Source organism: Bradyrhizobium sp. RT6a, from assembly GCF_040547675.1.
Lineage (GTDB): Bacteria > Pseudomonadota > Alphaproteobacteria > Rhizobiales > Xanthobacteraceae > Bradyrhizobium.
In genome coordinates this window covers 206520-231947 of sequence record NZ_JBEPQC010000010.1, presented here as the reverse complement: position 1 = coordinate 231947, position 25428 = coordinate 206520, and the positions used below count along the sequence as shown (strand labels likewise).

The following is a 25428-nucleotide window of genomic DNA, read 5'->3' as shown; positions in this document are numbered from 1 at the left end:
ACCATGCTTCCACATCTGCGGACCGAGACGGTGGGTTACGCTTCGCTAACCCACCCTACGGCACCTATCCCGGCGACGCGCCGTAATTCGTGAAGTCGATCTTGAACATGCCGGGATCGAGCTTCTTGCTCGTGTCCAGATTATAGACCGCGATCGTGGTGTCGTAGCCCTGCGGGTCGGTGACGGTCCACTGCTTCAACTGGCCGTCCTTGGCGCCGAACATCAGCAAGAGGCGGCTGGTGCCGACCAGCGCCTGCTTCTCCTCGATGGTGACGCTGACGAAGACGTCGTCGGCCGAGACGTTGACGACGTTGGTGTCCTTCATCAGGTCGATGCGGTCGGACAGCAGGAACCGCAGCGGCGTCTGCGACAGCGGATAGACGTCCTGCGTCGCGAGCTTGCGGTCGCGCACCACCAGCGACGATCCGTCGGCGACGATGTCGATCGGGCTCGGCGCGTCATATTCGAAGCGCACCTTGCCCGGCTTCTGGATGTAGAAGTCGCCTTGCGTCTTGCTGCCGTCGGGGCCAACCTGGACGAAGTTTCCAACCAACGTCGACAACGACGACAGGTAGGCGCTGACCTTGGCGGCCTGGGCCTTCTGGTTCGCATCGAAGGTCTGGAAGATGCTGCTCGGCACGTTGCGGCGTGGGTCCGGGATCACCGGATTCGGCGGCGCCTGGGTCGCGCCGGTGACAGTGGGCCCGCCACCGGCCGGACCGCCATCGCGGCCCTTCGGTGCGGGCTTCGGCACGGGAACGGTCTGCGCGAACGACGCCGTGATCACCATCGCGGCGGTGACGAGAATCACGCCCGCCATGCGCGCGCTCCGCGCGGCGACGATGGCAGCGAATCGAATGTCCGGATGTCTGATCAACGCGTCGTCCTGTGTGGCTGGGCGCCCTTTTAGCGTGATTTCGGCCAAAAGCAGATAACGTTTTTGCGTGAAATGGTGGTCTGAGGCGGCTCGCCTCACATATGGCTGTCTTCTTCCTCGACCAGAATCTCGCGCTTGCCGGCGTGGTTGGCGGGTCCGACGATGCCCTCCAGTTCCATGCGCTCCATCAGTGATGCGGCACGGTTATAGCCGATCTGCAGGCGGCGCTGGATGTAGCTGGTCGAGGCCTTGCGGTCGCGTTTGACGATCGCAACGGCCTGCGAGAACAAATCGCCGCCGCCATCCGCGCCCATGGCGGAAGCGTCGAACACCGCGCCGTCTTCGTCCTCGCTGGGTTCTTCGGCTGTAACAGCTTCGAGATATTCCGGCTGTCCCTGCGTCTTGAGGTGGCGCACCACCTTCTCGACTTCGTCGTCCGACGCGAAAGGACCGTGCACGCGACTGATGCGACCGCCGCCGGCCATGTAGAGCATGTCGCCCTGGCCGAGCAGCTGCTCTGCGCCCATCTCGCCCAAAATCGTGCGGCTGTCGATCTTGGACGTCACCTGGAAGGCGATGCGGGTCGGAAAGTTCGCCTTGATGGTGCCGGTGATGACGTCGACCGACGGACGCTGCGTTGCGAGGATCACGTGCAGGCCGGCGGCGCGCGCCATCTGCGCGAGGCGCTGCACCGCGCCTTCGATGTCCTTGCCGGCGACCATCATCAGGTCGGCCATTTCGTCGACGATGATGACAATGTAGGGCAGCGGGTCGAGCGAGAGCTTCTCTTCCTCGTAGATCGCTTTGCCGGTTTCCTTGTCGAAACCGGTGTGCACCGTGCGCGTCGGCTCTTCGCCCTTGGCCTTCAATTCGAGCAGGCGCGTGTTGTAACCGTCGATGTTGCGCACACCGAGCTTGGCCATGTTCTTGTAGCGCTCTTCCATCTCGCGCACGGCCCATTTCAGCGCGACCACCGCCTTTTTCGGGTCGGTCACGACGGGCGTGAGCAGATGGGGAATGCCATCATAGACGGAGAGTTCGAGCATCTTCGGATCGACCATGATCAGGCGGCACTGGTCCGGGCGCAGCCGGTAGACCAGGCTGAGGATCATGGTGTTGATGGCGACCGACTTGCCCGAGCCGGTGGTACCGGCGATCAGCATGTGCGGCGTGCGCGCGAGGTCGATGATGACGGGATCACCGCCGATGGTCTTGCCGAGGCAAAGCGGCAGTTTCGCAACCGAATCGACGGTCTCCTTGGCGACCAGCAGCTCGCGCAGATAGACCTTTTCGCGATGGGCGTTCGGCAGCTCGATGCCGATCGCGTTGCGGCCGGGCACGACGGCGACGCGCGCCGACAGCGCGCTCATCGAACGCGCGATGTCGTCGGACAGTCCGATCACGCGCGACGACTTGATTCCCGGCGCCGGCTCCAGCTCGTACAGCGTGACCACGGGACCCGGATGGGCCTTCACGATCTCGCCGCGAACGCCGAAATCCTGCAGCACGCCTTCGAGCGCGCGCGAATTGGCTTCCAGCTCGGCCTTGCTGAGCGGCTGGCGATCGCCGGCCTTGGGCGCGGCCAGCACCGATACGGAGGGAAGCTCGAACTTGTCGGAGGATTTCTTGGAAGCGGCTTTCGGCGCTGCCTTCTTGCGTGGGGCGCGCGCAACCGGCTCCTCCTCTTCCTCCTCGTCTTCCTCGACCTCTTCGTGCTGGTCGTCGTAGTCCTCGTCTTGCGACTGCGGCGAGATCGGCGGCGCGGAGCGGCCGCCACCGAGCTTCGGCTCCTGGCGGCTGAATGCAACGGCCTTGGTCTTCGGTCCGCTCGAGACCAGCGAGCGGTAGGCAGCGCCAAGCAACCAGGTCAGCCGTGCCTTCGTGCTCATCAAGGCGTGGAACAGCCAGCCCAGCGATACCGAACCGCGATCGCCCTCCTCGTCCTGGTCGAGCGGCTTGTCGTCATCCTCGATTTCCGCGAGTTCGTCGTCATGCTCGCGTGCGCCAAGGCCGCAGGCGATCAGGAAGGTCGCCGACATCGCCGCGAACAGGATCGTGCCGAGCACGATGCGATAGATCATGCCCGCCGGTCCGAAGATCACCGCGGGCGCGCGAACCAGGGCATCGCCGACCACGCCGCCGAGGCCTGTCGGCAGCGGCCAGGCGCCGCCATGCGGCCAGCAGCTGACGAAGCCCGCCGCGATCACCGTGCAGAGAATCCAGGAGCCGAGCCGCAGCGCCTCGCGGTCGAACGGGCGATGGGTCAGCATGCGCCAGCCCCAGACCGCGACCGTCAGGACCAGCATGATCGCGCCGAGCCCGAGGATCTGCATTGCAAGGTCGGCGCCGATCGCGCCGGCATAGCCGAGAATGTTGCGGATCGGCCGCGACGTTGCGTGGCTGAGGCTGGGATCCTGCACCGACCAGGTCATCAACGCCGCCGAGGCGACGCCCGACAATGCGATCAGGCCGAGGCCGCTGAGCTCGCGCACGCGCCGCGCCAGCCCCTCGCGGATCGAGGGCGGCAGATGGCCGACCAGGGGAATAACACGTTCGATCGTCGACATGCTCACGGGCCCCGCCTAACCCAGAGTCTCGACCAGGCGGTGCAGCGCCTGCGCCGTGGTCTCGCCATCCTGCACCAGCGCAAGGCGAATGTAGCCCGCGCCGGGATTGAAGCCGTCGGGCTGGAGCCGCGCCAGATAGCTGCCGGGCACCACGCGGACGCCTGCTTCCGTGAAGAGTTTTAGGCACACAGACACGTCGTCGCCGATTGCGGACGTGTTGAGCCAGACGCAAAAGCCGGCGTCAGGTCGGCGATAGCCGTACCGATCGCCGATGATCTGGTCGGCGAGATCGAACTTGATCCGGTAGAGCCTGCGATTCTCCTCGACATGCGCCTCGTCGCCGTAAGCGACGGTCGCGACATGCTGCAGCGGGACCGGCACCTGCGGCGCCGCAATGTTGCGCAGCTCGAGGAACATGCCAATGAACTTTTTGTCGCCGGCGGCGAAGCCAACGCGCATGCCCGGCAGGTTCGAGCGCTTCGAGAGCGACTGGAACGCAACCACGCGGGTGAAATCAGGGCCTGCGCATTCGAGCGCGCTGCCGGGCGCTTCGCGGGTGTAGATCTCAGAATAGCATTCGTCGCTGAGGATCACGAAGCCGTAGCGGTCGGCGAGCTGCTTCAGGCGCGTGAAATAATCGCGCGAGGCCACCGAGCCCTGCGGGTTGGCGGGCGAAGCCAGATAAAACGCCACCGTGCGCGCCAGCGTCGCTTCGTCGATGGCGTCGAGATCGGGCAGGAAACCATTTTCGGCGGTGGTCGGCAGAAACACCGGCTCGCAGCCCGCGGCGCCGGCGCCGGCGCCATAGACCGGATAGAATGGGTTCGGCATCAGGATCGCGGGCTTGCCGGGACGCGGGCCGACATAGCGCGCCGCCGCGATCGCGGCGAGGAACAGCCCCTCGCGGCTGCCATTGAGGACGAGAATCTCGCTCTCGGGATCGAGGGCGCGCGGCAGCTTGAAGCGCAACGACAGCCAGGCGCCCGCTGCCTTGCGGAACGGGTCGGTGCCCTTATTCGCGGGGTAACGGCCGAAATCGGCGATGTGCTTGGCCAGCACCGGGCCGACGAAGTCGGGTACGGGATGCTGCGGCTCGCCGACGGCAAGCGAAATCAATGGCTTGCCCGGCTGATGGGGTGCCAGCAGCTCGTTCAGCCGGACGAAGGGAGAGCGTTCGCTATCGGAGCTTCCACTGTCCTGCGGCGCACGGGATGAAGCGGTCATAGCCATTCTGGACGCCAGCACTCTTGGAACAGCCGGTCGCAGCACGGCGCCGGCGGGAAGCGGTTCAGTTCACCATAGATAGGGCGAGGTTAAGACGCGATTAACCATCGGTCGCCGCCTCCGTCCAGAGCAGGAATAATGAGGCCGGATAACAACGGGATGGGCGGCGAAGGCCCGGGCATCCGCGGCCTTTCCTGCTGTGCCCAAGAACTTCGTGCTGTGCCCAAGAATGTGGATGCCCGGGCCTTCGCCTCGCCGAAGCGGCTTCGGCCGCGCAGGCGGGACAGGCCCGGGCACGACGGGCTCGTGACCAGGCGCGCCTAGCGGGCCGGAAGCTTCTCGAAGGTCGCCATGCCCGCGGGGATCGCGTGGAAGTCCTGCTTGTCGCAGGTGTAGATTGCCATCTGCGGATGGAACTGCGCAGGCTCGTCCAGCGTGCCGACCTTCAGGATCGCGGCCGGCAATCCGGGGACCTTGGTCACCAGATGCGTGCCGCATTCGGCGCAGAATTCGCGCGTCACGGCGCGTTCGAGGTCCTTGCGTGTGAACTGCTTGGGTTGCCCGGTGATGTAGCTGAAGCCGGCCGCCGGCATCGCGATGAAGGTGTTGGGCGCGCCGCCCGAGATGTACTGGCACTCGCGGCAATGACACTGCGCCTGCATCATCGGGTCGCCTTCGGCGACATAGCGCACTCCGCCGCAATAGCATCCGCCTTCCAAACGCATGACGACCTCCCGGTTTGTTATTCTTGAGGTCGATATTTCTGCCCCGGCGGCTTGGAATGGCAATCTTTTTCTTTGCGAGCGGACAAAGGCAGACCATCCGCAGCCGGTTCGTGCATCTATTTCTTGGCAAGTCCGCAGCCGTTGAATCCCCGGCCGCGCCAGCACCCGCTGCTCATGCACTCGGCCTCCAGCCGTGGACAAGCGGTTGAAGCGCAATCCGCGCGGCCGCCCATACTGGCGCATGCCGTGGCGCACCTGCTTCGCATGAACGAACAGCTCATGCCGCTTCCGGTCTGCCGCGGTTGCCCTGCTCCGGCCTGATCTGGCGGCAGCACCGCCCTCTTGTCGTCGCGCGTGGGCGCCCGCTTCGAATCAGGTTGGCCCGGACTTGCGGCGGGGCTCTGTGTCGTCAGCTTGGAGAGTTCCATCCGACACGGTCGGCTGGTCTCGGTGCGGACGCCGGCGCCGGTGGTTCCTTTCAGCTCGAGTGCGAGCTTGTACCGATAGGGCGCGCCGGCGGTGCGGCGCAGCGGATCATTCTCACCAACCAGCCCGCTGACGGTGACAGTCGCGCTGCCATCCGCTTCAATCTTCCCGTCATAGATTGTCGCACCGGGCTTGCCCTCTTCCCCGGAGAGAGTGTGCAGGACGCCATCTTTGACGCGCAGGGCATACTGGAAATAGGCCTCGGAAAATGGAGGCTTGTTCTCGCAAGTCTCCTTCGCGATCCAGGTTCCATCGAACGCGGTTACGCGCTTGGCGGCGTCCGCTGGTTTCGCCAAGCTCTCGATGCGTGATTTCGCCAGATCTGCGAAGGCGCAGGCCGGGAAGCGTACGAGGTGATCCTTGAATGCCGCGAGCGTTCCCAGCGCTTCCGCGCTGCGCCAATGGTCTCCGGCCTCCGCGCAGGGATCCACCTGAGGCGTCGCAGGCGACAACGCCGCCGTCTCGGGCTTGCCGTTCAGGTAGAACTCGCCGAAGAACGACAGCGACAGCTCCGGCACTTGCGAGCCTTTCGAGCGCTGGTAGACGCCGGCGCTGATCGTCTGAAATACCGTGTTGACGTTGCCCTTGTCGCCGATGTGCTCCAGGAACGCGCTGGTATAGGGGCTGTTGCGGCCGCTGCCGTCGTCGGCGGTCCGGCCGGCCTGTGTCGCATAGGAAATGATGGTGCCCTCGGGACTTTCCATCTTGGCGAGGCCGCGTGAGACGGTGACGCCGCGGCCCTGTCCGACGTTTCGCCGCAACTCGTCAGCAAATGGATTGTCGCGGCAGGCGTCGAGCACGAGGATTCGCAGGTTCTTGGCCTGCTGCAGATCCGCCAGGATCTCGTCGGCACGTACCAGGCGGCGCAGATCGACCTCGTCGCGAACGACGGCATCGACAGGCACCAGATAGTTGACGCCGGCGAACTGGAGCGCGTGCCCGCTGTAGTAGAACAGGGCGACATCGGCGCCGCGGGCCTCACGCGCGAAGCGAAGAATGGTGTCCTGCATGGCGGGCTGGTCGAGGTCGGTCGCGACCACAGGATCGAACCCCGATCGCTTGAGGGCCGCGCCGACATCGGCCGCATCATTGGTCGGGTTGGCGAGCGTGGGAACGTTTCGGTAGGCGCCGTTGCCAATCACCAGCGCGACGCGCTTGTCCGCGCGGGCCTCGAGGCTCGACAAAGCGAGCAACAGGAAACACCAGACCAGGCAATAGGGCAGACGCATGAAATCCTGCTCCAAACGGGGAGCATGATATTCAGCAAGCTCGCAGCAATGCAATTTAACTTATGACGGCCCAGCGGCACGGGACCAAAAAGAAAGGGGCTCCAACTTGCGCTGGAGCCCCTCAACGGTCGGGACATTGCCGGGTATGTGCCCCAAACCGTAGTTGTGAGCGCGACCTCCGAGGAGGCCGCGCCCGGGAGGAGACTTACATGTTGTAGGCGCGCTCGGTGTGCTCGGTGATGTCGAGGCCTTCACGCTCGCTCTCGACATTGGCGCGGAGGCCAACGATCACATCGACGACCTTGTAGAGGATCGCCGAACCGATACCCGACCACACCAGCGTGGTGCCGACACCCCAGATCTGGGAGATCATCTGCGCCGCGAAGTCGTAATCGGCAACCTTCGGCGGGATCGCGGTGTAGTCGATGATGCCCGCACCACCCAGCGCCGGATTGACGAGGATGCCGGTGCCGAGGGCGCCGATGATGCCGCCGACGCAGTGCACGCCGAACACATCGAGGCTGTCATCGTAGCCGAGCGCGTTCTTCACGACGGTGCAGAAGAACAGGCAGACCACGCCGACCACGAGGCCGAGGACGATCGCACCCATCACGCCGGAGAAGCCGGCGGCAGGCGTGACGGCCACGAGGCCCGCGACAGCGCCGGAGATGACGCCGAGCACCGACGGGTGACCCTTGATGATCCATTCCGCGAACATCCACGACAGCGCGGCGGCTGCGGTGGCGACGAAGGAGTTGGTCATGGCGAGGGCTGCGCCGCCGTTGGCTTCGAGGTTGGAGCCAGCATTGAAGCCGAACCAGCCGACCCAGAGCAGCGAGGCGCCGATCATCGACATCGTCAGCGAGTGCGGAGCCATCAGCTCCTTGCCGTAACCGACGCGCTTGCCGATCAGGAGAGCACCGACGAGGCCTGCGATGCCGGCGTTGATGTGCACCACGGTGCCGCCCGCGAAGTCGATCGCGCCCTTCTTGAAGATCCAGCCTGCGTCGGCGTTGATCTCGTCGAGTTTGGCCTGCGCCGCGGTCTTCGCCGCCGCGTCAGTCGCAGCAGCCAGAGCCTTGGCAGCATCCTGGATCATGTCCGGGCCGGGCCAATACCAGACCATGTGCGCGATCGGGAAGTAGATCAGCGTGACCCAGAGCGGAACGAAGAGCGCGAGCGCCGCGAACTTCATGCGCTCGGCGAAGGCGCCGACGATGAGGGCGGGCGTGATCGCCGCGAAGGTCATCTGGAAGCACATATAGATGAGCTCCGAGATGTTGGCGTCGACCGAGAAGGTCGCTGCCTTCGAATCGGTGGTGACGCCCATCATGAAGGCCTTGGAGAACCCGCCGATGAAGTCCGAGCCGCCGGTGAAGGCGAGGCTGTAGCCGTACACGGCCCAGATCACGGTGACGACGCATACGGTGTAGAACACCTGCATCAGGACCGAGAGCATGTTCTTGGAGCGGACGAGGCCGCCGTAGAAAAGCGCGAGGCCGGGGATCGTCATCAACAGCACGAGCACTGTCGATGTCAGCATCCAGGCGTTGTCTCCCTTGTTGACCGTTGGCTCGGCGTAGGCTGCGGTCGCAGCGAACAGGCCGACTGCGAGAGCCGCCAATCCCGCGCCATAGGGACGCTTAAACGTCATTTCATTTACTCCTGATTGAATTTTGATAGAGCGCGAAATCAAAGGGCCGCAGCATCGGCCTCGCCGGTGCGGATGCGAACCGCATGGTCGAGATTGATGACGAAGATCTTGCCGTCGCCGATCTGTCCGGTTTTCGCGGCAGACGTGATGGCGTCGATGGTCTTGTCGACCTGGTCGGAGGCGACAGCGACCTCGATCTTGATCTTGGGCAGGAAGCTCACGGCATATTCGGCGCCGCGATAGATTTCCGTATGGCCCTTCTGGCGGCCATATCCCTTGACTTCCGTCACCGTGAGACCGTGAACGCCGATGGCGGTCAGGGCGTCACGGACTTCTTCCAGCTTGAATGGCTTAATAATCGCCATAACAATTTTCATGGGTCCTATCCCCGCTTGGGCCCGGTCCGGACGTGGCCGGGCGTTTCTCGACTGGTTCGCCACGAGGGAGAAAGTTCACTACGCGGGCACAGCCAGGACCCATAGAATCAAATGCCGTGCCAGATCGGGCGTGTTGCCTAACGGACTATGAAAACGGGTGTTTTCGCGTTTGACGCGTATTGCGGTGCAGTGCGCCATTACGCCGCGCTCAATACCTAACCACGTCTGATTAAAATAAAGGCATGACAAGCTGCCGACACATTGGTGCTCACGCGTCGGGCAGCAGAAAGGTATTTCTGTAAGGCGGGCGCCTATTGCAGGGCTGGCCGTGCTGCGGAATATCGGGCCCCTCGCACAAATGCTCACGGAATACGCTCAACCGGGCCAACCAGCTGGAGCGTGGCGAGGTTTGCCGGACGGCCGCCGCCAGAGACCGTCAGGCGGCGCTGCGTTCCGCGAACACCCGGTCGATCAGCCCCCAGTCGACCGCCTGCTGCGCGGTCATGAAGTGGTCGCGGTCCAGGGTCCGCTCCACGTCGTGCTCGGGGCGCCGGCAATGTTGTGCATAGAGCCGGATGAGGCGCCGCTTGGTTTCCTGCATCTCGGTGGCGTGGATCAGGATGTCCGACGCCTGGCCCTGAAAGCCGCCGAGCGGCTGATGAACGTGAAGGCTCGCATTGGGCAGGGCGGCGCGGTGACCGGGCTCGCCCGCCATCAGCAGGAACGAGCCCATCGAGCGCGCGGTGCCCATGCACAGCGTATGCACCGGCGCCTTGATGAATTGCATGGTGTCGTACATCGCGAGGCCGCTGGTGACCACGCCGCCATAGGAATTGATGTAGAGATTGATCGGCTTGTTCGGATTCTCCGCCTCCAGAAACAAGAGCTGCGCGCAGACCAGTCCGGACATCGCGTCATTGACCTCGCCGTTGAGGAAGATGATGCGCTCGCGCAGCAGGCGCGAATAGATGTCGAAGGATCGTTCGCCGCGGGCGGATTGTTCGACGACCATAGGGACGAGCTGAAGCATGTCGCGCATCGGCGACCTCCATGTCTGCGGGTGATGAACTGGTGTTGGTGTTAGGCGGCCGCGCGCATCAGGCAGCCATTGCTGTTGGCCGGCTGCGGCAGCTTCATGCCGATATCGCAGGCTTGCTGGATGATGCGGAAGCGGGTGCCGCCGTCCTCGTTCGGCTCGATCCGGAAGATGACATGGCTTTCGCGCAACGGCGGTTCGGAATCGCGAAGCCGGTAGCGTACCTCTTGGCCCGGGATCGATGTCTCAGGCTCGGCGCCCACAAGATCGCAATCCGGCAGCCAGCGTTCGCGTAAAGCCGGAATGGTCACCGCGCGCCAGACCTTGGCCGGCGGCGCATCGAATTCATATTCGAGCACGAGCGCTGCGTCGGAGGGATCAGGCTTCACGGCGTCGCTCATTGATCCATCTCCTTCAAGAGATCGGCGAGGGCATCCATACGTTTCGGCCAATAGGCGCGGTAGCGCGCAAGCCACGTCCCGATGGCAACGATTCCTTCGGGATCGACTTCGTAATTCACAAAGCGGCCCTGCCGCTGTTCGCGCACCAGGCCTGCCCCGCGCAGAACCGCGAGATGCTGCGACATCGCCGGTTGGCTGATCTCCAATCCGTCGCGCAAAGCGCTGGCATTCAGGCTTCCGCCGGCCAGCTTCTCAAAGACCTTGCGGCGGGTCGGGTCGGCCAGCGCCTTGAAGATATCGGCCTCGATCATGGTAACACATAAGCATACGCTTATGTGTTACGCAAGCCCCCGATTACTGCAGCGCCTCGCCGTGCTGCGAAATATCCAGTCCTTCAAGCTCGTGCTCGCGGGAGACGCGCAACGGCACGAACAGCCCGACCAGCTTGAGCAGGACGAAACTCACGCCGGCCGACCAGACGAAGGTGACGGCGACCCCATACAGCTGGATCAGAAGCTGCTGCGGATGGCCTTCGAGCAGGCCGGCGGTGCCGCCGATCGCGCTGGTTGCGAACACGCCGGCCAGCAGGGTGCCGGTCAGCCCGCCGATGCCGTGGACGCCGAACACGTCGAGCGAATCGTCATAGTCGAAGCGGTGCTTCAGCCAGGTGCAGGCCCAGTAGCAGACGAGGCCTGCGATCACGCCGATGACGATACCGTGCCAGGGCGCCACGAATCCCGAGGCCGGCGTGATGGTGCCGAGGCCGGCGACCGCGCCGGAGATCATGCCGAGCACGGATGGCTTGCGCCGCGTCGACCATTCGATCGCACCCCAGGTCAGCGCGCCGGAGCAGGCTGCGAGATGAGTCGCGATGATCGCCAGCACCGCGCGCGAATTGGCTGCGCCCGCCGAGCCGCCGTTGAAGCCGAACCAGCCGACCCACAACAGCCCGGTGCCCATCACCGCAAGCGACAGATCGAACGGCGAGAGATTTTCGGTGCCGTAGCCATGACGGCGTCCCATCACCTTCGCGGCGACGAGCCCGGCGGTGCCGGCCGACAGATGCACCACGAGGCCGCCGGCGAAATCCAGCACGCCCATGCCGGCGAGGAAGCCGCCGCCCCACACCCAATGCGCCAGTGGAATGTAGACGAAGATGAACCACGCGACGGAGAACAGCAGATAGGCGGAGAACCGCATCCGGTCGGCCACCGCGCCCGCGACCAGCGCCACCGTGATGATCGCAAACGTCATCTGGTACAGCATGAACAGCGCTTCCGGGATCGTCTTCGCCGCCGGGTTGACGCTGTCCATGGTCATGCCGGCGAGAAACCAGCGGTCGAGCGTGCCGATCCACGGGCCGTCGCCGACGAAGCACAGCGAATAGCCGAACGCGACCCAGAGAATGGAGATGATCGTCACCGCGGCGAGGCTCTGCGCCATGGTGGCGAGCACGTTCTTCTTGCGCACCATGCCGGAATAGAACAGCGCGAGCCCCGGGATCGTCATCATCAGCACGAGCGCGGTGGCGACGATCATCCAGGCGGTGTCGGCGGTGTTGATCTCGGACGCCGCGGCACGCGCCGGCGAAGCCATGATCGACACAAGCCCGATCGGCGCGGCGATAGCAGCCGCGCGGCGCAACAATCCCGCCATGTCGTTTCCCCCAGCTATTGATTGCGTCGCACGCCGTGGCGCCGTTGCCCGGTGCGATCGAAGAAGAGCGTTTTCGAGCGGACCGGATACCGGTTCGCGAAAAGAAAACGCGTCAAAGCAAAAATCTAGAGCGCGTCGCTGTCGGTCTCGCCGGTGCGAATGCGGGTCGCGTGATCGATCGGCGTGACGAAGATCTTGCCGTCGCCGATCTGGCCGGTGCGCGCGGTCGCGGTGATGACGGCGACGGCCTTCTCGGCGATATCGGAGGCAACCGCGATCTCGATCCGCAGCTTCGGCAGGAAATTCACGACATACTCGGCGCCGCGATAAATCTCGGTGTGGCCCTTCTGGCGGCCATAGCCCTTCACTTCGGTCACGGTCATGCCGTGGACGCCGATCGCCGTCAGCGCCTGGCGGACTTCATCGAGCTTGAAGGGTTTGATGATCGCGACGACGAGTTTCATGGTCAGGCCTATTCCCCGGGGATGCGCTGCGCCGTATGTCCCCGGCGCAGCGTCAATCTGGCATCTTTCCAGCCAAATGGCATAAAAATGTTGCAGATTGAAGCGGAAAATCGTTGGACCATGTGAACGGCCGCCTCTGTACAGGGCAGCCGTTCATCCTCCACAATGCGTTTTTGGCATGGATGCGATGAACCCAAGCGTCGCGGCCGGTACAAAACTATGTTTGAGGGGGGACGCTACATGGCGAGTTGGTTCTACGCATCCGAGGGCAAGCAGCAGGGGCCCTATCAGGAAGGGCAATTCCGCGACCTCGTCGCCCAGGGAGTCGTGCGCCCGGATACGCTGGTGTGGTCGGAGGGGATGGCCGGCTGGCAGAAGGCCGCCGAAATCCCCGGCCTGATCGGCGGCGGCGGTGCGCCCCCGATGATGCCGGCTGGCGGCCCGCCGATGATGGGCTCCGGCGGTTACGGCGGCGGTGGCGGCGGAGGATCGCTGGCGGTCGATTTCGGCATCCTCGAGTTCACCTGGCGCAGCATCGTGATGCTGATCGGCATGTGCTTCATCATCCCGGTGCCGTGGGTGTTTGTCTGGTACACGAAATGGATCGTGTCCTGCGTGAAGGTCCCCGGACGGCCCAATCTCAGCTTCACCGGCAATGCGATGGCGCTGGTGCCCTGGTATTTCGGGTTCATCGTGCTGGCGATCGTGATCGGGTTGATCGGCGCCCCGTTGCTGAGCAATTTGCTGTTCATCGCCCAGATCGTTCTGTACTGGCTCCTGATCAAATGGATGGTCGCGAACCTCGCCTCCAACGGGCAGCCGCTCGGCCTGAGCTTCACCGGCACGGTCTGGGCCTATGTGGGCTGGAGCCTGCTGTTTGCGATCTCCATCATTACCATCATCGGCTGGGCCTGGGTCGCCGCGGCTCAGATGCGCTGGTTCTGCCGCAGCATCGAAGGCACGCGGCGCGAGATTGTCTTCAACGGCAGCGGTCTCGGGATTCTCTGGAGGGGCATCGTGGCCGCATTCCTGTGCGGCTTCATCATCCCGATCCCGTGGGTGTATCGCTGGATCATGAACTGGTTCGCGTCGGAGACCGTCCTGGCTCCGCGAGGATCGCTCCGGGCATGACCTCGAGAGGCATAAGCGCGATCGATCGTGCTTATGCGTCCTAGGCTTTCCGTTCGCGCACCGAGCCTTCCTGCGCGACGGAGGCCACCAGCGTGCCGTCAGGCTTGAAGATCGAGCCGCGGGTCAAGCCACGGCCGCTTCGGGCGCTCGGCGAATCCTGTGCGTAGAGCAGCCATTCGTCGGCGCGGAACGGCCGGTGAAACCACATCGCGTGGTCGAGGCTCGCCGGCATCATGCGCTTGTCGAACAGCGTGCGGCCGTAGCGCGCCATGATGGCATCGAGCAGCGAGAAGTCGGACGCATAAGCCAGCGCGCACATGTGCAGCGCCGGATCGTCCGGCAGCGTCGCTGCGGTCTTGATCCAGACATGGATGCGGCCGTCCTCGATCTTTTGGCCGAAATAGCGGCCGAGCTCGACCGGGCGCAGCTCGATCGGACGGTCGGATTCATAGTAGCGGCGGATGAACTCCGGCATCTCCTTGAACATCGGCTGCTTCGCCACTTCCTCCGCCGTGAGCTTTTCCGGCGGCGGCACGTCGGGCATCTTGTCCTGGTGATCGAACGCGCTCTCCTCCTCGGCATGGAACGACACCATGATCGAGAAGATCGCGTTGCCGTGCTGAATCGCGGTGACGCGGCGCGTCGAGTAGCTCTTGCCGTCGCGCAGGCGCTCGACCTGGTAGATGATGGGGATCTGCGGATCGCCCGGCAAGATGAAATAGCAATGCAGCGAATGCGGCAGCCGGCCCTCGACGGTGCGGCACGCTGCAACCATCGCCTGCCCGATCACCTGGCCGCCGAACACCCGTTGCCAGCTGGTCTTCGGACTGTTGCCGCGAAACAGATTCACCTCGAGCTGTTCGAGGTCGAGGATCGAGATGAGGTCGATCAGGCTCTTGGACATGCTGGTGCTTTCAAAATGCCTCGTCATTCCGGGCGCACGGAGTGCGAACCTGAAATCTTGAGCTGACGACCTCTGGATTCCGGGTTCGCGCTCGCGCGAGCCCCGGAACGACGGAATGAGGCCGTTCCGCCCTTGTTTCACCGCACTGTTTCGCCCACCTCAAGTCTGGTAGCAAGACCAAGAAAACGCGAAGACTTAGCCGGGAATTGGGTATGTCGGTACAGGGTAGCATTGTCATCGGTGGCGGCGCGTTTGCGGGCCTGGCGCTGGCTCTGGCGCTGCGCCAGGGGCTCGGCCCCGAGATCCCCGTCATCGTCGCCGACCCCGCGCTCGGCACCCGGCCGAGCCGGGACCCGCGCGCCACCGCGATCGTGGCAGCCTGCCGCCGCCTGTTCGAGGCGATCGGCGCCTGGGACGACGTCAGGGGCGAGGCGCAGCCCATCCTCGACATGATCGTCACCGATTCCAAGCTGGAAGACGCCACCCGTCCGGCGTTCCTCAACTTTGCCGGCGATGTCGCGCCGGGCGAGCCCTTCGCGCATATGGTCGAGAACCGCCGCCTCATCGATGCGCTGGTGGTGCGCGCCGAGGCCGAGGGCATCGATCTCCGCGCAACCACCGTGTCGTCTTACGACGCGCGGGCCGAAGGCATCGACGTGACGCTCGGTGACGGCAGCGTGATTGCCGCGAGCCTCCTGGTCGCGGCCGACGGTGCGAAATCGAAACTGCGCGAGCGCGCCGGCATAGCCACCCATGGCTGGGAATACGATCAGTCCGGCATCGTCGTCACTGTCGGCCATGAGCGCGATCACGAGGGCCGCGCCGAAGAGCATTTTCTGCCGGCGGGTCCGTTCGCGATCCTGCCGCTTTCAGGCAAGCGCTCCTCGCTGGTTTGGACCGAGCGCCGCAGCGAAGCCGCGCGTATCGTTGGGTTGAGCGACGAGGAATTCCACGGCGAGCTCGAGCAACGCTTCGGCCTGCATCTCGGCGAGGTGAAGGCGCTCGACAAGCCGCGCGCGTTTCCGCTGTCCTATTTCGTCGCACGCTCTTTCATCGCCGAGCGCCTCGCGCTGGTCGGCGATTCCGCCCACGTCATCCATCCGATTGCGGGCCAGGGTCTCAACATGGGGCTGAAGGACGTCGCCGCGCTGGCCGAGGTCGTGGTCGATGCCGCCCGGCTCGGCATGGATATCGGCGCCGCCGACGTGCTCGAAGGTTACCAGCGCTGGCGCCGCTTCGACACCATGGCCATGGGCGTTGCCACCAACTCGCTGAACTTCCTGTTCTCCAATCAGTCGACCTTGCTGCGTACCGTGCGCGACATCGGCCTCGGCCTCGTCGACCGCGCCCCGCCGCTGAAGAACCTGTTCATCCGCCAAGCCGCGGGTTTGACCGGTGAGATACCGCGGCTGCTGAAGGGCGAGGCGCTGTAATTCTTTCCTGTCGTCCCGGACAAGCGCGCCTCAAGCGCGCGCAGATCCGGGACCCATACGCCGCAGCAATAGTTTTGCGAAGACTCGGAGTGACCAGCTCGCGCAACAACCACGTCCTGTGGTTATGGGCCCCGGCCTTCGCCGGGGCGACAGCGAGGGTGTGGCGCGGTCATCGCGCCAAACGACCACCGGGCCACAAGTCTCTCAATCGATCTTACGGGCCTCTTCCGGCAGCATGATCGGGATGCCGTCGCGGATCGGATAGGCGAGCTTGGCGCTGCGCGAGATCAGCTCCTGCTTTGCGGAATCGAACTCCAGCGGACCCTTGGTCAGCGGGCAGACCAAAATCTCCAGCAATTTGGGATCGACGCTGGCTTCGGGGCGTTCGGTGGGCGCGTTCATGGGGGTCTCCGGCGGTCGGTTGCCCTCTAGCATGAAAAATCGTAGCAGCCCATCGCGTCGCCTCAAGCGGAAACCATCCGCAGGATCTCGTCGAGCAGGCCCTCGAGCCGCGCGGCCGGCAATGGCGGGCCCGATAAGGCGAAGCCGAGAAACGTCCAGTACAGGATTTGCGCGCGGGCTCGTGCCGTCGCCACCTCCAACCCGCGCTTCCCCAGCAGCTCTTCGATATAGTCGAGCCTGCGCCGGTCGATGGCACGCACCGCCGTTTGTGCCGCCGCATCGAAGGCCGCCCAATTCCGCACCGCGCGCTCGAGGTCGAGCCGCGCGCTAAAAGTCCTGCGCAGTAGCGCTTTCAGCGGCTCGTCGCTGTCCGCCTCGACATCGGCGATGATCTGCTCGGCCGCGATCTCGCGCCAGCGCTTCAAGAGAGCAGCATGGAACGCGCCGAGATCGGCGAAATGCCAATAGAAGCTGCCGCGCGACACCCCCATGGCTTTCGCCAGCGGATCGGCCTTCAGCGCGGTGAAGCCGTCTCTCGCGAGCGCCTTCAGGCCCTGTTTGATCCAGTCATCGGCGGTCAGCTGTTCGGCCATGTCGGGTTCCGGATGCAAACCATACACTAGTGTATTGACAGCGGGCAGGCCAGCGCCTATCTCACCATACATAACTGTATGGATGAGATTTGCAGGGAGCTTTGACGATGCGTGATCTCTTGCTCCAGTGCGCCGGGGTCGTGACCATTGCCGTGGCCCTCATTCATGGCATTCTCGGCGAGACCAAGGTCTTTGCCCGCGCCCGCATCGAGCCGGAGCGGCTCCGCACCCTGATCCGCCTGGTCTGGCAGGCTTCGACCGTCGCCTGGATCGGCGGGGGCGTCCTCCTGATCGCGGCGCCCTGGATGCAATCGGAGCCGGCGCGACACTGGATCGTCGTCACCATGGCCGGCGTGTTCGGCTTCGCCGCTCTCGCCAACGCATGGGCAACGCGCGGTCGGCACTTCGGCTGGATGGCGCTCAGTGCGGTCGTCGCGATGGCGGCTGCCGGCTACTAGGCGCGGTATATCGCAGTCATGCCTGTTGTGAGGCGAAAGGCCGCATCGACGCACCAAATGCACGTTGCGCGCGGAGGGCGCTGAGCTTTTTCGGATCGTTAGAATATCTCTAAAGGCTTCCGCCGTAGCTGCGGATTGACTTCATCATGTGCTTTGCTTCCTTCGGTCCCGCTTCGCCTCAGGGCGTAGCGCCCACGACAAAAGAGGAGACGTTCGTGAAGGTTATTCGTGTTGTTGCCGTTGCATTGACGATCGGGATTGGCATGGGATCGGCCGCCTTGGCCGATGGTTTCAAGGACTGCACCAAGCTCGACAAGGCGTCGTGGAAGCCGGCGAGCGAAGCCGAAGCCAAGGCCAAGGCGCTCGGCTACGAGGTGCGGCGCTCCAAGATCGAAGGGTCGTGCTACGAGGTCTACGGCGTCAAGGAAGGCAAGCTTTACGAGCTGTTCTACAGCCCCGAAGATCTCAGCCTGAAGCACACGATTGCGAAGTAGACCGCGCGAGACGGTCTGCGCGCAAATGTCTGCGCAAAGTTATGCCTGAGGGTGGTCCTCGCTTGATCGAAGAATCGGTGCCGCACGCACGCGGGGAGTCCAACCGGACCCCCGCGGATCGAGCCGTTGCGCGGACAGTCGCGGTCTGGGACCTCCCGCTGCGGCTCTGGCACTGGGCGCTCGCGGCTTGCGTTCTGGCTGCGTGGTTCACGCCGACCGTCTATGACGGACTTCACCGCATCGTCGGTTATACCGTACTCGGGCTCGTTGCGTTCCGTTTGGTCTGGGGTCTTTGGGGAAGCCGCTATTCGCGCTTCCGCATGGTCGGCGTCAGGCTTCGGGCCGCACCGGGTTATCTCTGGAATCTGCGCCGCGGCATCACCGGCCGCTATATCGGTCTCAATCCAGCCGGCACGTTGATGCTGGTGGCGCTGCTGGTCTCGCTCGCGGTCTCGACGATATCAGGCGCGATGTCGGTGACCGTAACCTTTTTCGGCGTCTGGTGGGTCGAGGACACCCACCACTATTCATCCGACGCGGTCATCGTCCTGGTCGTGCTGCACGTCTTGGGCGTGCTGATGATGGGGCGTCTTCAACGCGAGAACCTGATCAGCGCGATGATCACCGGACGCAAGCGCATCCGCGGTCATTCCTGAGCGCGCACGCACCGATCACTGCAGCGGCGGATCGCCGCTGGTGCGCTTCTTGGCGAGATCCATCTCGGTGACCGCGACCAGGATTTCAGCGCGGGTCTTCAGGTCGGGCGCTTCCAGCATCGCTTGCTTCTCGGCCACGCCATAGGGCGACATCATCGCCAATGCGTTGACGAGCGCTTCGTTCGGGGCGGTCTCGACGCCCTCCCAGTCGACCTTGAGGTTGTTGGCCTTCAGAAAGTCCGCCAGCACCGTCAGCAGTGCTTCGCGATCGACCTCCTCCTCGCCCATGCGCGGCGTGAAGTCGTCGACGAAGGCAAAGAAATCCACCTTGCACTGCCGGTAGGCGGTGAGCACCTCGAGCTCCTCGAGCACCCTAAAGCGCGAGACGCCGGTGAGCTCGAGGATGTAGCGGCCGTCGCCGGATTCGGCGAGCTGGGTGATGCGGCCGACACAGCCGACACGGAACAGCGCCGGCTTGTCGGAATTCTTGGGCGAGTGCGCGATGTCGGGCTGGATCATGCCGATCAGGCGATGGCCATCGCGGAAGGCATCGTCGATCATCGCGAGGTAGCGCGGCTCGAAGATGTTGAGCGGCATCTGCCCGCGCGGCAGCAGCAGCGCGCCCGGCAGCGGAAACACCGGAAGGATCTCCGGAAGGTCGGCGGGCCCGCGATATTCGATGTTGATCGGCATCTGCAGGGTTCCCTAGCCTTGCCAGCGCGCGTCAGGAAAACAGGATGATCGACAAGCGCTTGCGTCCCTCGACGGTTGCATCGTCCGTGCCGCCCCAGGCCTCGAAGAACTGCACCAGCTGCTTGCGGGCGCCGTCGTCGTTCCATTTGCGGTCGCGCTTGATGATCGCGAGCAGCTGCTCTGTGGCCGCTGCCCGGTTGCCTTGCGCGTTCAGCGCGATCGCGAGGTCGAATCGGGCCTGATGATCGAGCGGGTTTGCGGCGACTTTCTGTTCCAGCTCGGCGACGGGCCCGAGCTGCTCCGCCTGCTCGGCGAGATCGATCGCGGTCTGCACGGCTTTCACAGCGGGGTCGTTGCGCTTGGATTCCGGCACCATGGCGAGCGTCTGCTTGGCCTGCTCCATCGCGCCGGAGACGGCGTAGCATTTCGCGAGCCCGGCAAGGGCCGCGATGTTGGTCGATTCGAGCTGCAGTACTTCCGCGTAGATCTGGGCGGCCGCGGCGGCATCGCCCTCGGCGAGCACGGCCTCGGCTTCCTGGAGGATTTCCGCGATATTCGGCTCACCCGGCGCGGTCACGCCCTTGGTTAGCTTTTCGATGAAGGCGTTGAGCTGACTCTCTGGGACCGCACCCATGAAGCCGTCGGCCGGCTGGCCGTTGACGAAGGCGATCACTGCCGGGATCGACTGGATGCCCATCTGGCCCGGGATCGCCGGGTGCTGGTCGATGTTCATCTTGACCAGCTTGACCTTGCCCTTGGCGGCCTTGACCGCTTTTTCCAGCAAGGGCGTGAGCTGCTTGCAGGGGCCGCACCACTCCGCCCAGAAGTCGATCAGCACCGGCTGGCGCTTCGATTCCTCGATGACGTCCTTCACGAAGGTCTGGGTGGTCGTGTCCTTGATCAGATCGGCGGCAGCCGGGCCCGCTGCTCCGTTACCCTGGTCGATGATCGTCACGGGATCCCCTCGTCTGATGTCTGGAATTGGCGGGTCTTTAGCACGTCGCCAATTCATATGCTTCGCTGTTGGCCCTAAATTGGGCCGGGACGGCCGAATTTCAATCCGTGCGTGCCGATTCGACGGTTCCGGGGCATTTTTGGGTCATTTGGCCGCGTTCGGGTTCATATTGGGCCTCCGATTGCGCATCTATGCCGCCGGTAGCTGTTGCATTCCCCTCCCGCTTTTGGCATACGACAGCCGTTGCCGGCGCAGTCATGCGACCGACACAGGATGCGGGTGTAGCTCAGTGGTAGAGCACGACCTTGCCAAGGTCGGGGTCGAGGGTTCGAGCCCCTTCGCCCGCTCCAATTTTCTCCCAAAGCATCCAGCCGAACCGGACGGGCACGTGTTCTTCCACGCCGCTGGCGGCTGTATTGGGTCACGAATGACAATTCTGGTCACCGGCAGTGCAGGCCATCTCGGGGAAGCCCTTGTCCGCACGCTCCGCGGGCACGGTTCGCCTGCGCGTGGCATCGACCTGAAGCCATCGCCGTTCACCGATGCCGTCGGCTCGATCGTCGATCGCGATTTCGTGCGGCGCCAGATGGACGGCGTCACCGCCGTGATCCACACCGCGACGCTGCACAAGCCGCATGTGGCGACCCACAGCAAGCAAGATTTCATCGACACCAATGTCACCGGCACGCTCAACCTGCTCGAAGCGGCTGTGGCCGCTGGCGTGCGCAGTTTTGTCTTCACAAGCACCACCAGCGCGTTTGGCTCGCAGCTTCGGCCCGACGCCGACCAAGCCGCGGTGTGGGTCACCGAGGACCTGCCGCCGATCCCGAAGAACATCTACGGCACGACCAAACTGATGGCTGAGACTCTCTGCGAGCTGTTCTGTCGCGAGCGCGGCCTGCCTGTCGTGGTCTTGAGGACCTCGCGCTTCTTCCCGGAAGACGATGACGATCCGGCGATGCGATCGGCTTACGCTCCGGAGAATGCGCGGACCAACGAGCTGCTCTATCGCCGGCTGGATATCGCGGATGCGGTGAGCGCCCATCTGCTCGCCGCCGAGCGTGCGCCGAACATCGGTTTTGCCCGCTACATTGTGTCAGCGACGAGCCCGTTCGAGCAGCGCCATTTGACAGCACTTGCACGTGACGCGGCCGCTGTGGTGCGTGAGCTCTATCCGGATTGTGCGGAGCTCTTTGCGGCGCGCGGCTGGCGACTGTTCCCAGCGATCGACCGTGTTTATGTCAATGAGCGCGCACGGCGCGAGCTGGGCTGGCGGCCCGAATTCCACTTCGCGCATGTCTTGAACTGCCTTCGCGAGGGCCGCGATTTTCGCAGCACGCTGGCGCGCGATATCGGGTCGAAGGGCTATCATGAGACGATTTTCGACGATGGTCCCTACCCCGTCGCCACGTAGTCGCCACCTTTGCTCGACGCGTCAGATGTCTAGCCGGAGTCACCGGCAGCAAGATGGCCAGAGCATTTCTACTGTGCATGGGGTTGTTTTCGCGTTTTTTTGTTCCGGAGCTCCTGCTGCCCGCAAATTAGCCGCGCGCGATTTTGATTCCGCGCTGCAGCGAGAGCGTTGTCGTCGCGGCATTCGCCATCGTTGACTTTCCGTCTCAATTTTTATTGAGCGCTATCGCAGCGCACGCGGCGCGCTTCTCTCCGCTGGCAGATGTGCTAACCTTTTTCGTCTGTCCTCTCGACAGAGTCCAAACTTCGCCTCTCGACTAGCAAAACAAAATAACGTGCAGCCCTGATGGCTGCCTTAGGGGAGTGACGCGATGAAATTCCATCGATCCGTCTTTCAATCCGTCCTGGCGCTTGCAGCGGTTGCCCTTCTCGCGGGGACAAGCGCCGGTCACGCGCAGCAGCAGGACAAGAACAAGCCGCTGAAGAAATACGAATCCGGCACCAAGGAGTTCTGGACCCATCCGCCGGACGACTGGTTCCTCGGCGACGAGACCGAGGCGCAGAAGGGTCTGGCGCCGCCGTCGGGTCCGCCGACCGGCGCGTCCGACGCCGAGCTCGCCAACATCGTCAAGAAGGTCAAGCTGCCACCAGGCTTCAAGATGGAGGTCTACGCGTCCGGTGTGCTGGCCGCGCGGCAGATGGCCTGGGGTGACAAGGGCACGCTGTTCGTCGGATCCTTCGGCCTCGGCAACGTCTACGCCATCAAGGACAACAACGGAAAGAAAGAGGTCAAGACCATCCTGAAGGGCCTGAACATGCCCACGGGTCTGGCTGTCAAGGACGGTGCGCTCTACGTCATCGCGGTCGACAAGCTGATCCGCTACGACGACGTCGAAAACAAGCTCGACAATCTCGGCGAGGGCAAGGTCGTGTATGACGACATGCCGTCCTATGCCGCGCATGGCTGGAAATACATCGCGGTCGACAAGGAAGGCTGGTTCTACATTCCGTTCGGACCGCCCTTCAACATCGGCGTGCCGCCGACCAGTGTATCGCAGATCCGCCGTGTCGATCCCAAGACCGGCAATGCGGAAATCTATGCGCTGGGCGTTCGCAACTCGGTCGGCGGCGACGTCGATCCGCGCACCGGCAAGTTCTGGTTCACCGAGAACGCCCGCGACTGGATCAGCGACGATCTGCCCTCGGACAAACTGAACATGATCAGCAGGATCGGCGAGCACTTCGGCTATCCCTACTGCCACCAGGGTGACCTGCCGGATACCAAGTTCGCGATGGGCCACAAGTGCTCCGAGTTCACGCCGCCCGTGCTGAACCTCGGTGCCCACGTCGCTCCGCTCGGCATGAAATTCTATACCGGCGACCAATTCCCGGCCGAGTACAAGAACAACATCCTGATCGCCGAGCACGGCTCCTGGAATCGTCACAAGTACCAGGGCGGTCGCATCATGCGCGTGATCGTCGGGCCCGACGGCAAGAACGCCAAGCAGGAAGTGTTCGCCTCCGGCTGGATCGAGGGCGACCAGGGCTATCTCGGCCGCCCCGACGACATCATCCTCGCCAAGGACGGCTCGATCCTCGTCGCCGACGACTGGGCCGGCGCGATCTACCGCATCAGCTACAGCAAGAAGTAGCGCAAGACGACACGAGGCTGCGGTGCCGAGGGGCACCGCAGCCTTTCTCATTTCATTTTCGCACGTTGTCGCCCGGAGTTGGGCGCCGCTTGCGCACAGGTGCGGAACCCATAGCCACGAACGCGGGTTATGGAATTCTCAGATGCGCAATTGCGCATCATAGCTCGCGCTTCTTCGCCCCGGAGTGACGCGTTCGATAGATCGGAAATTCCAATCATGCGCCGGCAGTTCATCTCGCACGCAATCAGCGCGGTTGCGCTCGCAGCGCTCGGTTCTCTCCCCACAAGCGCCGCCGACAATGCCGCGATCAAGGAGAAGGCCGCCGTCTGCGCCGGCTGTCACGGCGAGAACGGCATCTCGCAGACCGAGAACATTCCTTCGCTGGCTGGCCAGCCCGATCAATTCCTGCAATGGCAGCTGGTGTTTTTCCGCGCCGGCTCGCGCAAGAACGACCAGATGCAGCCGATCGCCGAGGAGATCACCAACGAGGACGTCCGCAATCTCGGCGCCTATTTCGCAGCGCTGACGCCGCCGACAGCGGCGGAGGACAACGATCCGGACCTGTCGAAAAAGGGCGCCCAGGTTGCCGCCGGCCGCCGTTGCGCATCATGCCATACGGATAGCTTTGCCGGCACCAAGGCCGTCGCGCGGCTGGCGGGCCAGCGCGAGGAATACCTGATCAAGGCGCTGCACGACTACAAGAGCAGCCAGCGCGTCGGCGGCGGAGGCGCGGCGATGGCCGATGTCGCCTATCACATGAGCGATGAGGAAATCACCGCTGTCTCGCACTATCTCGCGTATTTCAAATAGCGCGCGATGTAGCTGCAAAACTCTACCGTCGTCCCGGACAAGCGAAGCGCAGATCCGGGACCCATAACCACAGGGAGTGGTTTGGCGAAGACTCGTCGTGACCAGCTCGGTTCATAACCACGGGCTGTGGTTATGGATCCCGGGCTCGCGCAACGCGCGCCCCGGGATGACGATCGAGCGAGGGGCCTACCCCGCCCGCTGCTTCTCATACGCTTTCAAATGCGTGTAGGCGATGCGCAGCTTCGGCACCGGCACCTTGGCGGCATCGGCCCGGGCGATGAGATCGCCGATGACGTGATCGGCCTCGACCGGCAGACCTGCCTTGACGTCGCGGAACATCGAGGCCGTCATCGGTGAACCCTCGGTGGTGAGGTTGCCCTTCACGCGCTCGAAGAACGGCCCGCCCGGCGCGTAGCCCGACGCTGCGGCGATTGCGCTGGTCTCGTCCAGCATGCCGAGCAGGAAATCCCTGCCGCCGGGAGCGGCGAGGATGTTGCCGACAGAGGTGCGCATCAGGCTGGTGGACGCCGCCAGCGAGGACAGGAACACCCACTTCTCCCACATGTCCTGCATGATGTTCTGGCTGGCGGTGGCACCATTGATGCCGCTCTTGAAGGCCTCGTCGATCGCCTTAACGCGATCCGACAGCTTGCCGTCGCGCTCGCCGTAATTGATCGACTGCATCGGCTGGAGCTGCACCACCTCACGCTTCTCGTTGAGCGTCGCGGCGATGGCGCAGAGGCCACCGAGCACGCGCTCCTTGCCGAACTTGTCGTCGAGGATGTCGAGATGCTTCATGCCGTTGAGCATCGGGATGATCGCCGTGTCGGGCCCGACGGCTGCCGCGAACGACTTGATGGCGTCGTCGAGGTCGAAGGCCTTGCAGCTGAGCAGCACGACGTCGAACTTGTCCTTGAGCGCGTCGGCTTGAACCGTCGGCGGATTCTTCAAGGTCACGTCGCCGTTCGGGCTCTCGATCACGAGGCCGGCGCTCGCGAGCTCGCTGGCGCGCCGCGGTCGGACCAGGAAGGTCACGTCGCGGCCGGCTTGCAACAGCCTGCCACCAAAATAGCCGCCGATGGCGCCAGCGCCGACCACGAGGATACGCATGGGATTGTCCTTGTTGTTTCTTGATTGC

Annotated in this window: 26 protein-coding genes and 1 tRNA gene; 9 read left to right on the top strand and 18 right to left on the bottom strand. The window is 64.0% G+C overall.

Going from position 1 to position 25428, the window contains the following annotated elements; translation table 11 throughout:
* Nucleotides 1-64: 64 nt before the first annotated feature.
* The 12 genes from ABIC03_RS35040 to ABIC03_RS34985 all read right to left on the bottom strand — a co-directional run bounded on the left by ABIC03_RS35040 (nucleotide 65) and on the right by ABIC03_RS34985 (nucleotide 12696).
* Entirely contained in the window at nucleotides 65-820 is a 756-nt protein-coding gene (locus ABIC03_RS35040) for an outer membrane lipoprotein carrier protein LolA (protein WP_354064940.1), read from the bottom strand.
* Between the two features lie 152 nt (nucleotides 821-972).
* Nucleotides 973-3450: a DNA translocase FtsK gene (locus ABIC03_RS35035; RefSeq protein WP_354064938.1), complete on the bottom strand. Its 2478-nt coding sequence runs from the start codon at nucleotides 3448-3450 to the stop codon at nucleotides 973-975.
* A 9-nt stretch (nucleotides 3451-3459) separates the two neighbouring features.
* Complete coding sequence (locus tag ABIC03_RS35030) at nucleotides 3460-4674, bottom strand: aminotransferase class I/II-fold pyridoxal phosphate-dependent enzyme (protein WP_354064936.1); 1215 nt, start codon at nucleotides 4672-4674, stop codon at nucleotides 3460-3462.
* Between the two features lie 314 nt (nucleotides 4675-4988).
* Nucleotides 4989-5393 (bottom strand): GFA family protein, encoded by a 405-nt coding sequence (locus tag ABIC03_RS35025; protein WP_275169014.1) that lies wholly within the window; start codon nucleotides 5391-5393, stop codon nucleotides 4989-4991.
* Nucleotides 5394-5509: 116 nt separating this feature from the next.
* On the bottom strand, nucleotides 5510-7108 hold the full coding sequence (locus ABIC03_RS35020; protein ID WP_354064933.1) for a caspase family protein: 1599 nt from the start codon (nucleotides 7106-7108) through the stop codon (nucleotides 5510-5512).
* Between the two features lie 205 nt (nucleotides 7109-7313).
* Nucleotides 7314-8762 (bottom strand): ammonium transporter, encoded by a 1449-nt coding sequence (locus tag ABIC03_RS35015; RefSeq protein ID WP_275169018.1) that lies wholly within the window; start codon nucleotides 8760-8762, stop codon nucleotides 7314-7316.
* A 38-nt stretch (nucleotides 8763-8800) separates the two neighbouring features.
* A complete protein-coding gene (locus ABIC03_RS35010) occupies nucleotides 8801-9139 on the bottom strand; it encodes a P-II family nitrogen regulator (RefSeq protein ID WP_008142813.1) in 339 nt (112 codons plus the stop codon).
* A gap of 436 nt (nucleotides 9140-9575) precedes the next feature.
* Nucleotides 9576-10178, bottom strand: a complete 603-nt coding sequence (locus tag ABIC03_RS35005) for an ATP-dependent Clp protease proteolytic subunit (protein WP_354064931.1) — start codon at nucleotides 10176-10178, stop codon at nucleotides 9576-9578.
* A gap of 41 nt (nucleotides 10179-10219) precedes the next feature.
* Entirely contained in the window at nucleotides 10220-10576 is a 357-nt protein-coding gene (locus tag ABIC03_RS35000) for an SRPBCC family protein (RefSeq protein WP_354064929.1), read from the bottom strand.
* The gene (locus ABIC03_RS34995; RefSeq protein WP_275169024.1) at nucleotides 10573-10887 is read right to left on the bottom strand and encodes an ArsR/SmtB family transcription factor; all 315 of its coding nucleotides are present in this window, start codon (nucleotides 10885-10887) and stop codon (nucleotides 10573-10575) included. Before ABIC03_RS34995 ends, ABIC03_RS35000 begins: the two co-directional genes overlap by 4 nt.
* Nucleotides 10888-10930: 43 nt before the next feature.
* Nucleotides 10931-12232, bottom strand: a complete 1302-nt coding sequence (locus tag ABIC03_RS34990) for an ammonium transporter (protein WP_354064927.1) — start codon at nucleotides 12230-12232, stop codon at nucleotides 10931-10933.
* A 125-nt stretch (nucleotides 12233-12357) separates the two neighbouring features.
* Nucleotides 12358-12696: a P-II family nitrogen regulator gene (locus ABIC03_RS34985; RefSeq protein WP_007598647.1), complete on the bottom strand. Its 339-nt coding sequence runs from the start codon at nucleotides 12694-12696 to the stop codon at nucleotides 12358-12360.
* Between the two features lie 240 nt (nucleotides 12697-12936).
* Between ABIC03_RS34985 and ABIC03_RS34980 the strand changes: the two genes are divergently transcribed.
* Nucleotides 12937-13827 (top strand): DUF4339 domain-containing protein, encoded by an 891-nt coding sequence (locus ABIC03_RS34980; protein ID WP_027514848.1) that lies wholly within the window; start codon nucleotides 12937-12939, stop codon nucleotides 13825-13827.
* Nucleotides 13828-13867: 40 nt separating this feature from the next.
* Here ABIC03_RS34980 and tesB read toward each other — a convergent pair whose 3' ends face one another.
* Nucleotides 13868-14731 carry an acyl-CoA thioesterase II gene (gene tesB, locus ABIC03_RS34975; RefSeq protein ID WP_211394983.1) on the bottom strand — a complete coding sequence of 288 codons (864 nt, stop codon included), beginning with the start codon at nucleotides 14729-14731 and terminating at the stop codon, nucleotides 13868-13870.
* A gap of 212 nt (nucleotides 14732-14943) precedes the next feature.
* Here tesB and ABIC03_RS34970 point away from each other — a divergent pair, with 212 nt between their 5' ends.
* On the top strand, nucleotides 14944-16164 hold the full coding sequence (locus tag ABIC03_RS34970; RefSeq protein WP_354064924.1) for a ubiquinone biosynthesis hydroxylase: 1221 nt from the start codon (nucleotides 14944-14946) through the stop codon (nucleotides 16162-16164).
* A 204-nt stretch (nucleotides 16165-16368) separates the two neighbouring features.
* Here ABIC03_RS34970 and ABIC03_RS34965 read toward each other — a convergent pair whose 3' ends face one another.
* A complete protein-coding gene (locus ABIC03_RS34965; protein WP_007598651.1) occupies nucleotides 16369-16566 on the bottom strand; it encodes a Trm112 family protein in 198 nt (65 codons plus the stop codon).
* A gap of 62 nt (nucleotides 16567-16628) precedes the next feature.
* On the bottom strand, nucleotides 16629-17159 hold the full coding sequence (locus ABIC03_RS34960; RefSeq protein WP_354064921.1) for a TetR/AcrR family transcriptional regulator: 531 nt from the start codon (nucleotides 17157-17159) through the stop codon (nucleotides 16629-16631).
* A 107-nt stretch (nucleotides 17160-17266) separates the two neighbouring features.
* On the opposite strand from ABIC03_RS34960, the gene ABIC03_RS34955 reads away from it, so the two are divergent.
* From ABIC03_RS34955 to ABIC03_RS34945, 3 genes are all read left to right on the top strand, one after another.
* The gene (locus ABIC03_RS34955; RefSeq protein WP_354064919.1) at nucleotides 17267-17617 is read left to right on the top strand and encodes a hypothetical protein; all 351 of its coding nucleotides are present in this window, start codon (nucleotides 17267-17269) and stop codon (nucleotides 17615-17617) included.
* A gap of 215 nt (nucleotides 17618-17832) precedes the next feature.
* A complete protein-coding gene (locus ABIC03_RS34950; protein WP_247357338.1) occupies nucleotides 17833-18111 on the top strand; it encodes a PepSY domain-containing protein in 279 nt (92 codons plus the stop codon).
* A 62-nt stretch (nucleotides 18112-18173) separates the two neighbouring features.
* Nucleotides 18174-18767, top strand: a complete 594-nt coding sequence (locus ABIC03_RS34945) for a cytochrome b/b6 domain-containing protein (RefSeq protein ID WP_354064916.1) — start codon at nucleotides 18174-18176, stop codon at nucleotides 18765-18767.
* A 15-nt stretch (nucleotides 18768-18782) separates the two neighbouring features.
* Here the strand turns inward: ABIC03_RS34945 and ABIC03_RS34940 are convergent, their stop codons facing one another.
* Together ABIC03_RS34940 and trxA are read right to left on the bottom strand one after the other, a co-directional pair.
* Entirely contained in the window at nucleotides 18783-19460 is a 678-nt protein-coding gene (locus ABIC03_RS34940) for an LON peptidase substrate-binding domain-containing protein (RefSeq protein ID WP_275169038.1), read from the bottom strand.
* Between the two features lie 31 nt (nucleotides 19461-19491).
* The gene (trxA, locus tag ABIC03_RS34935; protein WP_354064914.1) at nucleotides 19492-20415 is read right to left on the bottom strand and encodes a thioredoxin; all 924 of its coding nucleotides are present in this window, start codon (nucleotides 20413-20415) and stop codon (nucleotides 19492-19494) included.
* Between the two features lie 275 nt (nucleotides 20416-20690).
* Between trxA and ABIC03_RS34930 the strand changes: the two genes are divergently transcribed.
* From ABIC03_RS34930 to ABIC03_RS34915, 4 genes are all read left to right on the top strand, one after another.
* A tRNA-Gly gene (locus ABIC03_RS34930) sits at nucleotides 20691-20765 on the top strand.
* 77 nt (nucleotides 20766-20842) lie between these two features.
* Nucleotides 20843-21829, top strand: coding sequence for an NAD-dependent epimerase/dehydratase family protein (locus tag ABIC03_RS34925; RefSeq protein ID WP_354064912.1), 987 nt, complete (start codon nucleotides 20843-20845; stop codon nucleotides 21827-21829).
* Between the two features lie 370 nt (nucleotides 21830-22199).
* A complete protein-coding gene (locus tag ABIC03_RS34920) occupies nucleotides 22200-23480 on the top strand; it encodes a PQQ-dependent sugar dehydrogenase (RefSeq protein ID WP_354064910.1) in 1281 nt (426 codons plus the stop codon).
* Nucleotides 23481-23696: 216 nt separating this feature from the next.
* A complete protein-coding gene (locus ABIC03_RS34915; protein WP_354064908.1) occupies nucleotides 23697-24290 on the top strand; it encodes a c-type cytochrome in 594 nt (197 codons plus the stop codon).
* A gap of 186 nt (nucleotides 24291-24476) precedes the next feature.
* On the opposite strand, the gene panE is transcribed toward ABIC03_RS34915, so the two are convergent.
* Nucleotides 24477-25400 (bottom strand): 2-dehydropantoate 2-reductase, encoded by a 924-nt coding sequence (panE, locus tag ABIC03_RS34910; RefSeq protein ID WP_354064906.1) that lies wholly within the window; start codon nucleotides 25398-25400, stop codon nucleotides 24477-24479.
* Between the last annotated feature and the right edge of the window lie 28 nt (nucleotides 25401-25428).